11 protein-coding genes are annotated in these 15,303 nt (G+C 43.1%); all 11 read left to right on the plus strand.

What is annotated here, in order from left to right; genetic code table 11:
- The first annotated feature begins 56 nt into the window (after positions 1-56).
- A complete protein-coding gene (locus tag G3O08_RS19240; RefSeq protein ID WP_163287082.1) occupies positions 57-2,009 on the plus strand; it encodes a T9SS type A sorting domain-containing protein in 1,953 nt (650 codons plus the stop codon).
- Positions 2,010-2,041: 32 nt separating this feature from the next.
- Positions 2,042-4,087: a hypothetical protein gene (locus tag G3O08_RS19245; protein WP_163287083.1), complete on the plus strand. Its 2,046-nt coding sequence runs from the start codon at positions 2,042-2,044 to the stop codon at positions 4,085-4,087.
- 54 nt (positions 4,088-4,141) lie between these two features.
- Positions 4,142-6,100, plus strand: coding sequence for a PKD domain-containing protein (locus G3O08_RS19250; RefSeq protein WP_163287084.1), 1,959 nt, complete (start codon positions 4,142-4,144; stop codon positions 6,098-6,100).
- Between the two features lie 556 nt (positions 6,101-6,656).
- On the plus strand, positions 6,657-7,688 hold the full coding sequence (locus G3O08_RS19255; RefSeq protein ID WP_204336951.1) for an AAA family ATPase: 1,032 nt from the start codon (positions 6,657-6,659) through the stop codon (positions 7,686-7,688).
- A 9-nt stretch (positions 7,689-7,697) separates the two neighbouring features.
- Positions 7,698-8,570 (plus strand): DUF58 domain-containing protein, encoded by an 873-nt coding sequence (locus tag G3O08_RS19260; protein ID WP_163287085.1) that lies wholly within the window; start codon positions 7,698-7,700, stop codon positions 8,568-8,570.
- Positions 8,567-9,535, plus strand: a complete 969-nt coding sequence (locus G3O08_RS19265; protein WP_163287086.1) for a hypothetical protein — start codon at positions 8,567-8,569, stop codon at positions 9,533-9,535. The genes G3O08_RS19260 and G3O08_RS19265 overlap by 4 nt, the downstream gene beginning before the upstream one ends.
- Positions 9,528-10,598: a vWA domain-containing protein gene (locus G3O08_RS19270; RefSeq protein WP_163287087.1), complete on the plus strand. Its 1,071-nt coding sequence runs from the start codon at positions 9,528-9,530 to the stop codon at positions 10,596-10,598. The genes G3O08_RS19265 and G3O08_RS19270 overlap by 8 nt, the downstream gene beginning before the upstream one ends.
- Positions 10,598-11,743 (plus strand): VWA domain-containing protein, encoded by a 1,146-nt coding sequence (locus tag G3O08_RS19275; protein WP_204336950.1) that lies wholly within the window; start codon positions 10,598-10,600, stop codon positions 11,741-11,743. The genes G3O08_RS19270 and G3O08_RS19275 overlap by 1 nt, the downstream gene beginning before the upstream one ends.
- 1 nt (position 11,744) lies before the next feature.
- The gene (locus G3O08_RS19280; protein ID WP_163287088.1) at positions 11,745-12,509 is read left to right on the plus strand and encodes a tetratricopeptide repeat protein; all 765 of its coding nucleotides are present in this window, start codon (positions 11,745-11,747) and stop codon (positions 12,507-12,509) included.
- Positions 12,493-14,259, plus strand: a complete 1,767-nt coding sequence (locus G3O08_RS19285; RefSeq protein ID WP_163287089.1) for a BatD family protein — start codon at positions 12,493-12,495, stop codon at positions 14,257-14,259. Before G3O08_RS19280 ends, G3O08_RS19285 begins: the two co-directional genes overlap by 17 nt.
- Complete coding sequence (locus G3O08_RS19290) at positions 14,256-15,017, plus strand: SH3 domain-containing protein (protein ID WP_163287090.1); 762 nt, start codon at positions 14,256-14,258, stop codon at positions 15,015-15,017. The genes G3O08_RS19285 and G3O08_RS19290 overlap by 4 nt, the downstream gene beginning before the upstream one ends.
- Positions 15,018-15,303: the final 286 nt, after the last annotated feature.

Here is a 15,303-nt window from a genome sequence, read left to right on the forward strand (position 1 = left end):
TGCGGTTTTATATCCGTATCGGAAGATATTTATTCTACTTTTTAAATTCCACAATCATGAAAAAATTAAAACATTCATTATATATTCTTTTTTTTCTACTTTTTGCTACAAGCCTTGTAGCCCAACCCGATTGGCAATGGGGGCAGGAAGTGCGGTTTAATACCCAAAGTATTGCAGTTGATACCTATGGGAATTCTTATGTAACCTGGTCATTGCAAGATAATTACGAAATAGATGGAGAACTTTTTATTAGCAATGGTTCATCGGATGCAGCTTTGACCAGCTTTGATTGCAATGGCGTTCACCGATGGACGAAAATCATTGGTGGTTCAGGCAGTGATGTTCCTTGGGGCTTAGGCACGGATACACTTGGAGGAGTATATCTTGCCTGTAATATTAACGGTGCTCGCCAAGAAAACTATAGCACTGACATTGACAATGACACAACCGTCTCTGTTGGTCAAAGAGGCTTTTTGTTAGTTAAATACGATACAGAAGGAATTCTTCAATGGCTGCGTATGCCTGAAGATACAGTTATCTTTAATTTTCCTGATGACTTGCAACTTGGAGCAGCTATTGAATTGGATGTGGCCCCCAATGGTGATTGTTATGTGTATAGCAGGTTGTTTCCCGGAACTTACGGAAATGGGGCATTTGAAGCTACATATAATGCGACACTTCAAGGGGGGGAGGATATTTACGCATTAAAATACAACAGTGACGGAAATTGTACGGGTGGGGTACATTTCGATATTTGGTATTCTGGCAGTCTAATAGCTCATAACGAGATAACTCGAAACCACTACACCGGTCAGTTCTTCATGTCAGGATATCTCACAATTGAGGATGACATTTTCATTTTTGGTGGCGAGCAGGTAACTGCTGAAAATTATGTCGTTCAATTTGATAGCTCGGGGTTTGTGAATTGGAGAATTTCATCTAGTGATGTGGATAATTTTCCAACTGGCTTTATTGGCAAACCTTCAGTAGATGATTCAGGTAATATATATATTACTGGATATTCTTATAACACTAACACCTTAGGAGATTTTACATTTTTAAATACGCTTGATAATAATGGATTTTCGATATTTGCTAAGATTGATTCAATGAGCAATGTTGTATATGCTACCAATGCGTCATCTATTAATGATAGCTATAGTCAAGGTGTTGCATGGACAAATTCGCAAATTGGTGTTTCGGGAAGTTATGCGGGAACTTTAATTTGGGGTAATGCGGAAAGTACTTCTGCAGAGAATAGTCAAGGCTTTGATTTATATCTAGGTATCTTCGACGCCTCAGGCGATGGAACACCCGAAAGTTTTCATAGCTTAACCAGTTCACCACTAGGCGTTGAAACCCCCTCTCTACTAACAGCGGATCACCAAGGCAACTTCTACGTCGGCGGTAATTTTAGCGGGCAGCTGCACGTAGGCGATGGCACGCTCTACAACCAATCCGGGACTCAAGAGGGTTTTATCGCCAAGTTTGGTACAGATTCTTGTTATTGTCCGTTGCCTGCAGCGCTTTTTTCGTATGATAGCATTCCTAATCAAGCAGGATATAACTTTGCTTATACCGGCTCTACAGATGCGGATAGCGTAATCTGGGATTTTGGCGATGGCCAAACAGGCTCCGGTTTTAACCCTTACCACTTCTTTGCCGAAAGTGGGATTTATACCGTTTGTGCTACGGCTTTTAATCAATGCGGTGCAGACTCGGTATGCATTACCATAGATGCACTTGGGCCGGTTGGCATAAAAGCTATAAATGGATTTGAAGAAATACGGGTTTATCCCAATCCAGCGCATGAGGTTGTTTACATAGACAATGCCTCACCCGGTACGCGTATTGATGTGATTAATGCTGTAGGTCAAATCTTGCATAGCAACTCATTGCAATCAAGCCCGTCCCAAATAGATATTAGCACCTTACCGCCTGGTGTTTATCTTTTGCAGCTTACGGGTAATGATGGTAAACGGGGGTATGGTAGGTTTGTGAAGGAGTGAAATTATTTAGACATGACAAGAAAATTTTAGATATGTATTACAAAATCCCTTCTACGCTATTTTTTCTCATCGGCAATCTGGTTTCGCTTGTTTTACACGTGCAATCTACGCGTACGAATGCCAAAGCAGCTTTTCCCTGTGATGATCCCCCTCCTTCATCCATATCCATAACTACAAACGCCCCCGCCGATCTCACTATATGCGGAAGCTCTCAATGGAGCTTTGACATAGACTACACCGCCGGCGATCTCTACCAATGGAAAATTTCAGACCCAGCAATGGGAAGTATTGTAGCGGGAAAGTACACTCCAAATATTGAGGTATTGTTTAATAATGTCCGAGGCAAGGCCAATAGCGTGGGGATAATAGTGGCCATAACCAAGTGTAAAGAAATAAAACGCGATACGCTGATCATCCGTGTAGCAAATATTCCTGACTATACGATTATAACTAACGCTGGAACCATCTGTGCAGGTGAGCCCCTTAATTTCAACATTACGCCACGGCCGCTCAATTATGATAAACTGACTTGGGGTTTTGGCGACGGAAGCACATCACACCAAGTCAATGCAATACACAGCTATCCGAATAACGACAGCGTGGTTCAATACAAGCCGGTGGTCACTATTGTTAACCCCGAAGGATGCCTTGCAACGGCGGTATCGCATGCCGATTCAATAACCGTGAACCCTTCACCCATAGCGCTGCTTTCACCAGCAGGTGTCATTACCGGATGCGGTTCTATTTCAAATACGTTAACAGCAACGATTACAAACAAATTTACTGATATCACAAATTATGATTGGCATGGCCCATCAGTTTCAAATCTACCCTATTGTACCAATTGTAGCACTTGGGATATGGATCAATTTGATGATTATCATGTTGTAGTCGAAGATGGTAATGGATGTAAAGGTGTTTCGAATACGGTATCTGTTGTTGAGAACTGTAATGGCAGTAATTGTCCTGAACCTTCTTTAAACGAATCAAGAAGCAGCATTTTAGATTGTGGTATTGCACAAGTAAATATAAAGTACAAGCCAAATAAATTAAAGATTACTAACGAGACATGGACGTTTCCCGACGAGGCCATAAATACCCGGTTTACCACCGGAATAAATGCTACGGCAACAGCTTCATTCACAAAACCGGGAATATATCCTATTTCGTATTCCGTTGAGCCTGATGGCACTTGTTTAAAAATATTTGATCAAACTGTTTATGTACCTTTTATTGGCGATATGCGCTACGAAGTTAGTTGTGACAGCGGAAACTTTTATAATATTGTACTCTATGATCATTCTTTAATTTTCCCAAAGGAAGAAGGACATATACGTTACATCTACGCTTATAAGGAAGATGGTCGAGCTTGGAAAACCATCACAGCCCCCCGGAATGCACAAAGCGCAAGAGTGCAACTCCCGGCAGCCAATTATCAGCTTAGAGAGATCATTTACAGTAACCTAACCCCTGCTGCGCCACCTTGCACTACACTGGTAGAGTTGAACTTGCCCGCTAAGCCGGTTGCTTATTTTGAAGCTGTATCTGCTTTTAAACCAGCGTGTGTAAGCGATGTAGCCGTCCATTTTAATAACTTAAGCTACCCGGCCACGGGGCTAAATTATGTTTGGGAATTCGGAGATGGCTCTACGAATCACCAGGCAAATACGGATAAGGTATTTGGATCAGATTTTGCCGGAACTTTTTATTGGGTTACCCTCACCGCAATCAATAACTATGGCTGTATAAGCACTTCGGGTGAGTATGTAGAGATCATGGGCAACGAAAATTGGGACGGAGTGATCAAGCCTGACATTATCCAAACTCCTCAGTCACCTCAACCTTTTGGCAAATCGATCACCTTGAGCTATTATACTTTTATTTATGCGAATCCAACAAAATTTGTATGGTATAAAGGAAATAAACAGTTAACCACCGAGGTGAGTTCTCCAAATTTTGAGGTAACCGAGCCCGGATTGTATTGGGTAATGGGTTCTGACCAATATGGATGTATGGTACCATCGAACCCGGTGGAAGTCAATTTTACTGAAAAATCAAAAACTACTATTCCTCCATAAAGGATTCGTTGCCCGAAAACTGAACTAAATGTTTCAAACTAGCCCGATACTCACATGAAAAATTTAATACGTATACCCTATATTCTTTTTTTTCTACTTTCTGCTACAAGCCTTATCGCCCAACCCGACTGGCAGTGGGGGCAGGAAGTGCGGTTTAATGCCAGAAATATTGCAGTTGATAATTACGGGAACTCTTATGTTACTTGGTCATTGCAAGATAATTACGAAATAGATGGAGAACTTTTTATTAGTAATGGTCTTGCTGATATTGCATTGACTAGCTTTGACTGTGCTGGTAACCATCGCTGGACAAAGACATTTGGAGGACAAAGTAGTGATGTAGCTTCGTATGTGGGAACCGACACTCTTGGCGGTGTATATCTCGTTGGTAGATTCTCTGCAATGGGAAACTATGATGTTAATATCAGTAATGATACTGTTATTTCAGGGTATACCAACAAAGGATTCTTTTTAACAAAATACGATTCACAAGGTGATTTTCAATGGTTTCAAATGCCGGAGGATACTGCAATAATTGATATAACCAACATTCAATTGGCAGGCCCCTTAGATATGGAGGTCTCACCCAATGGTGATTGCTATATATACAGCAAGCTCCCCCCGGGAACCTATGGAAATGGAGCTTATGAAACCACTCAAGAAGGTACTTCCAACGGTAGCGACAACCTGCACATCTTAAAATACGACCGCAACGGAAACTGCACTGGTGGCTTTCATCTCGATGTGTATTATTCAGGAAGCTTTTTATTTAGTAACAGGCTTACCAGAGACCACCACACAGGAAAATTTTATATGTCTGGGTATCTTTCCGATGAAGATAATATTGTCATTTTCGGTGGCGAGGAAGTCACCGCTGAAAATTATGTCGTCCAATTTGATAGTTCCGGGTTTGTGAATTGGAGGATATCGACAGATGATAGTTTCCCGGGTACTAGTGGTCAGTCAGGATTTGCAGGTAAACCTTCGGTAGATGAATTTGGAAATGTATATGTCGCCGGAGGCTCAGGGAATGGCTTTAGCTTTGGCGATTTTACATTTGAGAATACGCTCGGACCACAAGGTTTTCCAATATTTGCTAAAATAGATTCAATGGGCAATGTGGTTTATGCCACTAATGCATCTACAAATGTGGGTTGTGACGGAAAGGCAACCGCCTATTCAAATAACAAAGTTGCAGTTACCGGAAATTGGGGTAGTTTAATTACTTGGGGAGATGTAGGCGAGGATATTACAGGTGGCGATAGCCAGGGGTATAATGTCTTTCTTGCCCTTTTCGATGCCTCGGGTGATGGCTTGCCCGAAAGTTTTCACAGCTTAACCAGTTCACCTGTCGGTGTGGAAATCCCCTCCATTCTCACCGCCGACAACCAAGGCAACTTTTACGTTGGGGGTCACTTCAGTGGTCAATTACACGTTGGCGATGGCACCCTCTACAATCAAACCGGTACTCAAGAGGGTTTTATCGCCAAGTTTGGTACAGATTCTTGTTATTGCCCGCTGCCCACCGTACTTTTTACTTACGATACTATTCCAAACCAGGCAGGCTATAACTTTGCTTATACCGGCTCTACAGATGCGGATAGCGTAATCTGGGATTTTGGCGATGGCCAAACAGGCTCCGGTTTTAACCCTTACCACTTCTTTGCCGAAAGTGGGATTTATACCGTTTGTGCTACGGCTTTTAATCAATGCGGTGCAGACTCGGTATGCATTACCATAGATGCACTTGGGCCGGTTGGCATAAAAGCTATAAATGGATTTGAAGAAATACGGGTTTATCCCAATCCAGCGCATGAGGTTGTTTACATAAACAATGCCTCACCCGGTACGCGCATAGATGTGATTAATGCTGTAGGTCAAAACCTGGGAAGCAGTATCTTGCAATCAAACAATGCGAAAATCAATGTTAGCTCATTACCGTCTAGCGTTTATCTTTTGCAGTTTACGGGAAGTGATGGTAAAATGGGGTATGCACGGTTTGTGAAGGAGTGATGATGAAATAATAGTTGATCTGAAAATCCCCATTGCAATCCTGTTTCAACCCCAATCCAAAGAAAATGCAACTAGGGTGCAACTAAGGTGCAACTAAGGTGCAACTAAGGTGCAACTAAGGTGCAACTAAGGTTTCCCCGCCCCGGAGGTACCATTTCCCGTCATTTCCGACATTCAAAAACCGTCATTTCAGACAAATTCTACCAAAACCATCCATCACCTTACAATGACAACCAATTTCAGGCAAGCACAAACCAAAAATCGTAGATACTGACCGTATGGAACATAATGACATTTATCGTCATTAGCGTCAGTACCAAAAACTAAGAACTAAAGACTAAGGACTAAATACAATATATTAACAGCCTCAAAGCCGCGTGCTTAACATCATTTAACTGGCAAACACCCACTTTAAAAACGCATTATTAAGATTTTTGCGTTGTTAATTTTTACGTTGAAGCCAGCAAAGTGAAAGAGCTGGTTTTTAACATTAAAGTAATAGATTCGCAGAATGAATACAGAAACACCAAACACAGGTACAGGCTCAATATCTCAAATGGAAAATTCCGAAATACCCACACCGGTGGCAAGTAATGCTACCGCCGATATCAAAGCGCTCAACGAGAAAATCCAAAAGGAAAGTGCTTTCCTTGATTTGCTCAAGCTCGAAATGGAAAAAGTGATTGTGGGCCAGCATGATATGGTTGAAAAGCTACTGATTGCACTGCTTGCCAATGGACATATTTTGCTCGAAGGTGTACCCGGACTCGCTAAAACCCTTGCCATTAAAGCATTGGCCGGAGCCATAGATGTTGACTTTAGCCGCATACAATTCACCCCCGACTTACTCCCTGCCGATGTGGTGGGAACAATGATATACAGCCCAAAAAATCAGGAATTTACTGTAAAGAAAGGACCTGTATTTGCCAATTTTGTATTGGCAGATGAGATTAATCGCGCACCGGCAAAAGTGCAAAGCGCATTGCTTGAAGCGATGCAGGAACGCCAAGTTACCATCGGCGGCGAAACGTTTATGCTGCCAGAGCCCTTTATGGTTCTTGCCACCCAGAATCCTATTGAGCAGGAAGGTACCTACCCCCTGCCCGAAGCACAGGTTGACAGGTTTATGCTAAAAATAGTTTTAGACTATCCGAAGCACGCCGAAGAATCAATCATTATTCGCAATAGCGTAGGCACAAGCCCATTTCCAAAAACAAAGAAGGTTGTTGACCCGCAGGATATTCTCAGAGCTCGAAAAACAGTGCGTGAAGTATATATGGACGAAAAGATAGAGCGATACATTGTTGATTTGGTTTTTGCAACGCGTAATCCGAAAGATTATAAGCTGGAAGGACTTGAAGACCTTATAAGCTTTGGCGCCTCGCCGCGTGCAAGCATCAGCATGGCATTGGCAGCAAAAACTTATGCTTTCATCAATCATCGCGGGTACGTAATACCTGAAGATGTGCGCGCCGTAGCGCCCGATGTAATGCGACACAGAATAGGACTAACCTATGAGGCGGAAGCAGAAAACGTTTCTGTGGAAGATATTATAAATCAGGTTTTAAACACCGTAGAAGTTCCTTAATAAAACGTAATGGCAACCGATACCGCAGAACTATTAAAGAAAGTTAGGCGCATTGAGTTAAAGACGAAGGGACTGTCCAATCAAATTTTTTCGGGCGAGTACCACTCGGCTTTCAAGGGACGCGGAATGGCGTTTAGCGAAGTGCGTGAATATAGTGTGGGCGACGAAGTGCGCACCATAGATTGGAACGTGACCGCGCGTTTGGGCACTCCGTACATCAAAATTTTTGAAGAAGAGCGTGAGCTTACGGTTATTCTGGTGGTAGATGTTTCTGCAAGCGATAGCTTTGGCTCTGTTGAGCAGCTTAAAAAATCTGTTATTACCGAAATATGTGCCGTACTGGCCTTTTCGGCAATAACCAATAACGATAAAATAGGCGTGATTTTCTTCAGCGATAAAATCGAGAAATTCATTCCACCCAAAAAAGGAAAAACCCACATCCTTCGCATTATTCGGGAATTGCTTGAGTTTAAACCCGAAAATCCGGGAACAGATATTTCAATGGCGCTGCGCTACCTCAACAATGTGGTCAAAAAACGAAGTATCGCTTTTTTAATTACCGACTTTTTAGACAACGATTATGAAACCAGTCTGAAACTTGCCAATAAAAAGCACGACCTGGTGGCACTTAATATTTATGACAGACGCGAAAATGAGATGCCAAAAATAGGCAGGGTACTTTTTTCTGATCCAGAGACGGGCGAGATGAATTGGGTAAACACCAATTCGCGGAAGCTAAGACAACAATATGCAGAGCGCGCACAAATGAGAGAGGTTCACATAAAAGAAGCTTGCAAAAGAGCCGGTGTGGATGTGGCAAATATTGCCACCAACGAATCGTATATAAAACCTCTGAGAAATTTATTTAGCAAAAGATCGTGATAAAACTGCTACGCACATATTTCCTTCTTTTGTCCTGCTTTGCAAGTGTGGCGGCATTTGCGCAACGCCCTGATGCAGTTATAGACAGGCACGAAATTTTGATTGGTGAGCAAGCGGTATTAAAACTTTCTTACCCGATTAACAAGTCGAATCCCGCCAAAGTACAGTTTCCGAATATTGGCGATACGCTGGTTAATAAGGTAGAAGTAGTTCGAAAATCGAAAATAGATACCCTGGCATCGAGCGAAGGTGTTAGTACCATTCGCCTTGAGCAAACACTTTATATTACAAGTTTTGATACTGGTTTTTACGCCATACGCCCTTTTGAATTTATAATTAACGGCCAGCCGGAAGAAACACCAGCTTTTTTGCTAACCGTTAAAACGGTAGAGATTGACACAACAGGCGGTATAATGGGCGATCGCGGCATATACACCGTCGATGTAAATTTTATGGACTACGTAAAAGTCTATTGGAAATATCCGGTAATTGCACTTGGCGCCGCTGCCTTAATCGCTATTCTTGTTTTGCTGATTGTAAGATACAACGAAAGAAGAAAAGCAAAACCCGAAGCTCCACCGGCACAACCCGCCCGACCTGCGCATGAATTGGCGCTTGAAGCATTGACCAAAACCAGAGAAGAAAAGATTTACAAACGCGGAAAAATCAAGGAATACCATACCGCAATTACCGATGCCCTGCGCGATTATTTAGAAGTTGCTTATCAAATTCCGGCGCACGAGCTTACCACGAGACAAATCATCACCGCATTGAAATACAGCGGAATAGATGAGAAAGAAATGATAAAATTGCGCACAATTCTCTTTAGAGCCGATATGGTGAAGTTTGCCAAAGAAACGCCTGACGAACAGGAAAATACGGCGGCAGTAAACGATGCTATTCAGTTTGTGCAAAATACCATTCCGACAGCAGAACCGACAGAAAAACCTGAAAGCGATGCGTAAACAGCAAAAAATAGCTTTGGTATTTGCCATCTTGGGCAGCATCGTAGCTGCGGCATTGTGGTATTGGCTTAAAGACCAATACAAATTTCAGGATGCCTGGATATTTTGGTTCCTGCTCCTAATTCCCGTTTTGGGTCTTTATGAGTGGCTATCTGCCGGAAGGCGACACCCAAAAATAAATTTGTCGACCTACGATCAGCTAAGTAAAACAAACTGGAACAACACGCTGGTGCGACTCCCTTTCTTGCTCCGTTCAGCAGGAATTGCACTTTTGATTATTGCTCTAGCCCGCCCACAGTCAGAGTTGAGCTGGCAAGATGTAACTACCGAAGGAATAGACATTGTAATAACGATGGATATTTCGGTTTCTATGCTGGCGCGCGACTTTGAACCCGACAGGCTTGAAAGCTCAAAAGAGGTAGCCGAAGACTTTATAAAAGAAAGACCAAACGATCGTATTGGGCTGGTGGTGTATGAGGGCGAGAGTTTTACGCAATGCCCCCTCACCACAGACCATAAAGTGCTGATTGACTTACTAAAACAAATTAATCCGGGTATGGTTGAAGGGGGAACGGCTATTGGTATGGGCTTGGCAAATTCGGTTAACCGCCTCCGCGAAAGCGAAGCCAAGAGCAAAGTTGTAATTCTGCTTACCGATGGTGACAACAATGCAGGATCAATTGCGCCGGTTACCGCCGCCGAAATCGCCCGCGAATATGGCGTTCGCGTGTACACCATTGGTGTAGGCTCCCGCGGCAAAGCCTTATCGCCGGTGGGGATATATCCAGATGGGCGCTACCGATTTGAATATACCGATGTAAATATCAATGATGAAAGCCTCAAAGAAATAGCCGAAATGACCGGTGGACGCTATTTCAGAGCTACAGATGGTGCCGCTCTTGCGAATATTTACCAGGAAATAGACAGGCTTGAAAAAACCAAAATTAATGTTACCGAGCACAGCCGCCACGCCGAAGAGTTCTTTTGGTTTGCCGTTTTTGGCGCCGGTTTGCTTTTAGGCGAATTCTTCTTCAGATCACTCATTTTACAAACACTACCCTGATGGAGAAAAGAGCGAGATATAATCTTTTTGGAATGATGATTACCGCCATCGCCTTGGAAATCATGTTCTGGTCGGCCTTCCTTGTCATTTATTTTGTGCTTTCGAAAGCATTGCCCGGCTTGCGTTGGGAAAAACCAGACTTGGCTTGGCTCTTCCTCACCGGGCCGCTTATGTTTGTGGTTTTTACAATTACATCTATCAATAAAAATTACAGGCTGCGTCGCTTTGGCGATCCTGTGCTTCTCTTTTCGCTTTTGCCAAATATTTCGAGTGTAAATGCCAGTATAAAGTACATTCTCTGGCGGCTGGCTGCCGGTTTTCTCGTTATGGCATTGATCAATCCGCAGCTGGGCTCTAAAATGAGCGAGGCAAAAGTACGGGGTATCGATATCATGCTCGCTGTAGATGTGAGCAATAGTATGATGGCCGAAGACTTGAAGCCAAATCGCCTTACGCTTGCCACCCGATCTATCGAAAAGCTACTCGAAAAATTGCACGGCGACCGCATTGGAATTGTTGTTTTTGCAGGTCAAGCCTTTGTGCAGCTACCCATTACAAATGATTACAGCGCCGGTAAATTGTTTCTTTCATCCATCAGCCCCAATATTGTTCCGGTGCAGGGTACTGCCATTGGCGCCGCGATTGATTTATCGCTCGAAAGTTTTGACTTTGAGACGCCTGCACAAAAAGTCATTATCGTGATAACCGATGGTGAAAATCACGAAGATGATCCTCTCGCTTCCGCGAAAGCGGCCAGTGACAAAGGCGTAAAAGTTTATACCATCGGAATGGGATCGACAGACGGCACACCCATTCCCAATTACGATCGTGGGCGCAAAGACGGATTTCTGAAAGACCGCGAAGGAACTATCGTAATGTCGCGACTAAATGAAGAAATGCTTGAAGATATTGCCGATGCCGGAAATGGTTCTTATATCCGCGCTTCAAATGCAGAGGTGGGATTAAAGCCGCTTTTGGCAGAATTAAATTCCATTGAAAAAACCGAGATGGGTTCCGTATCTTACTCGGAATATGAAGATCGGTTTCAGCTGTTTTTGGCTCTGGCTCTCGCCTTTCTTTTGTTAGAATTCTTTATTCGGGAACGAAAAGGAAAGATAGCACGGGAAGTAAACTTATTTGATTGATATGAAAAAACTAATAATCATTTTGATTCTTACCCTCCCGGGAATGTTGGCTCAGGCGCAAAAAGCCAAGCTCTTGACCGATAGAGGCAACAGCGCCTTAAACGAAGGCAATTTAGATGCTGCGCGTGAGGCCTACACTAAAGCTTTAAAAATTGATCCTAACTTTGAGGAAGCGCAATTTAATTTGGGAAATAGCTACTTGCTCGAATCACGCAAAATTTTGGAAGGCGTTGCCACTGCTCCCGACGAAGCCGCAAAAAAAGCCATTTACGAAGAAGCACAAAAAGCAAGTAAGCAGGCTGCCGCCGAATTTGAAAAAGCAGCCAAAGAGATAAAAGATCCTACTAAAGTAAATAAAGTGCAGTACAATTTGGGAAATGCACAGCTGATGAGTGGCGAAGTCGACAAAGGAATAAATGCTTACAAAGAAGCGCTGCGAAAAGACCCTACCGACGAAGATGCGCGGTACAACCTTGCCTATGCCCAGCACATGAAAAAGCAGCAGCAACAACAGCAACAGCAAGATCAGCAGCAAGATCAGGATAAGAAAGACGACCAGAAACAAGACGAGAAAAAAGAAAATCAAGACCAGAAAAAAGACGAACAAAAAGATCAGGAAAAGCAAGAGCAGAAAAAGGATGAACTCTCTAAAGAGGATGCCGAAAAAATGCTTGAAGCATTAGCAAAACAGGAGAAAGACTTACAGGATAAATTGAACAAGAAAAAAGTTAAAGCACAGCCCATTAAGATTGAAAAAAACTGGTAATCATATCATTTTTCTACTATTTGCCTGTCTTTCGGTATTTGCCGCAAAGGCACAGGAAACTGCTTTTTACGCCACAGTAGATAAAAATCCTGTAGGTACCGGCGATGTGTTTTCTTATCAAATAACTCTCGAAAATGGCAGAGGCGATATTACGCCTCCATCTTTGGCTGACTTTAATGTAGTTTTTGGCCCGTCGCGCTCATCAAATTACCGAATAGTAAATGGCGAGCAAACCAGTGCTATTACGCTCTCTTACACCATGCGCCCAAAGTCAAAAGGCGAATTTACCATAGACCCCGCTCAAGCACTGGTAAATGGAAAGAGATTTAAAACAGAATCCATTACGGTGAAAGTCATAGAAGGCTCCTCTTCACGTGCTCCACAAACCAACAGAAATCAAAATCAAAGTAACCAAAGTGCCAGCAACACGAGCAACGAGAATTTAAAAGTGCAGATACAGCTCAGCAAGCGCAAAGTATATCTCGGCGAGCAAATTACGGCTACTTACGTTATTCTTACCCGCTTTCGAAATATTGATATTGAAGGCACCAAATTTCCGGGGCTCGCCGGATTCTGGACAGAAGATTTAAAAACAGAGCAGGCGCGCTGGGAGCGTGAGTACGAGATGGTAAACGGTGTGCCATACCGTAAGGCAGTGCTCAAGCGCCAAATACTTTTTCCACAGCGCACGGGCAAGATTCAAATCGATCCATTAACGATCTCATCGCACGTAAACCGATCGTTTTTAAACCCCGGCGAAGAAGTGAATATGGCGAGTAATTCGCCTACCATTGAGGTGATGCCCCTTCCGGGGAAAGTACCCGAATCGTATAATGGCGCTGTGGGCGAATTTACTTTTTCGGCAAATATTGACCGTACAGAGCTGCCTGCCAACGAAGCGATAAACCTCAAAATAATCATTAGCGGAAGCGGAAACCTTAGCCTCATAAAAGAGCCTGAATTAAAGTTTCCTCCCGATTTTGAGACCTACGATCCCGAAACGAAAGACCGCATAAATGTAAGCGGAGCTGGAGTAACCGGCAGCCGCAGCTTTCAATATCTGGTTATTCCCCGCTATCCCGGCGACTATGAAATTCCGGAAATTATATTCACCTATTTCGACCCGGCTAAAGAAGCGTTTGTAACCAAAAGCGAAGGGCCATTTCCAATAAAGGTTACCGGTAGCGCGGCCTCGGTCTCCAAAGGACAGCGATCACAGAATATAGTTAAACAAACTACGGAAGATATTCGCTATATAAACACACTTGCCACATCTTTGGAATCCAAAAACAAACAGTTCTTTAAGTCAATGGGCTATTATGCCGGAATAGGAGCTCCTTTTATCGGATTTATTCTATTCCTTGCCTTTAGAAAAAAACGTGCTACCGAGCTGGATGATGTGCAGGGAACGCGTCGCCGCAAGGCAAATAAAATGGCGCGTCGCCGGTTAAAAATGGCCGAAAAAGCTTTGAAAGCAGATGATAGCAAGCAATTTTACGCTGAGATATTTAAGGCACTTTACGGCTATATGAGCGATAAGCTGGGCATACCCGGAAGTTTGCTTTCGCGCCAGGTTATCGTTGAAAATCTAAAAGAACGGAATATTGACGATGGTTTAATTCACGAGCTTTCAGATACCATAGAAACCTGCGAGATGGCGCGATTTGCAGCCGTAGCAGAAATGAGCAACCGCGAATTTTACAACCAGACTGTTAAGTTAATTTCTAAACTCGATAGCCGAATAAAATGAAGCAGCTAATTTACATAATCGCGTTTATTCTAATCGGCTTTAATGCTTTTGCCAAAGAAGGAACTACTGCACAAGCCGCTTTTAATCAGGCTAATGAAGCTTACAAAACCGGCAATTATGTTGAGGCGCTTGAGTATTATCATCAAGTTGCCGAAGAGAAGCAAGGTGTAACCATTAATTACAATCTGGGCAATACGTATTTTAAGCTTGATAAGCTGCCAGAAAGCATATTACACTACGAGCGTGCACTGAAGTTTGACCCTTCCAATGTCGATGTTTTGCATAATCTTCGTCTGGTTAACGCTATGATAGTTGACCGTATTGACAATCTTCCGCAAAGCAAAGCAAATATTTGGTGGAAGGAATTTAGGTATGGTCTGGGTCCTGATGGTTGGGCATGGGTTTCAATAGGGCTAGCTGTTCTTGCTGTGGTTCTGCTCCTTCTTTATTACGTCTCTCCACGTCGTAATATTCGCCGTTTTGGATTTTTTACCGGAATACTCTGCCTTTTTCTCATGGCATTAACCATCGCGCTGGCTCAATCTGCAGCCACTTATCGCAATACCCACACTTCAGGAGTAGTTTTTACCGATAAAGTTGATATCAAGAGCGAACCCCGTGAGGGTTCCACCAATGTATTTGTACTTCATGCCGGCACAAAGGTGAGTATTCTATCTCAAGATGGTGAGTGGTACGAAGTTACAATCGCCAGCGGCAATCAGGGGTGGATAAAAGATGTGGATTTTGAGGAGATATAGAAGTAGTAGAGAGTATTGAGTATTGTGTATTGTGTATTGAGTATTGAGTATTGTGTATTGAGTATTGTGTATTGAGTATTGTGTATTGAGTATTGAGTATTGAGTATTGTGTATTGAGTATAAAGCCTAAAGTAGCCCCGTCGATTTATCGCGGGGCATTTGGTTTAATGCGGGGCATTTGATTTATCGCGGAGCATTTGGTTTAATGCGGAGCATTTGGTTTAATGCGGGGCATTTGGTTTAATGCGGGGCATTTGGTTTAATGCGGGGCATTTGGTTTAATGCG

It is taken from the genome of Cryomorpha ignava (assembly GCF_010686655.1).
Lineage (GTDB): Bacteria > Bacteroidota > Bacteroidia > Flavobacteriales_D > Cryomorphaceae > Cryomorpha > Cryomorpha ignava.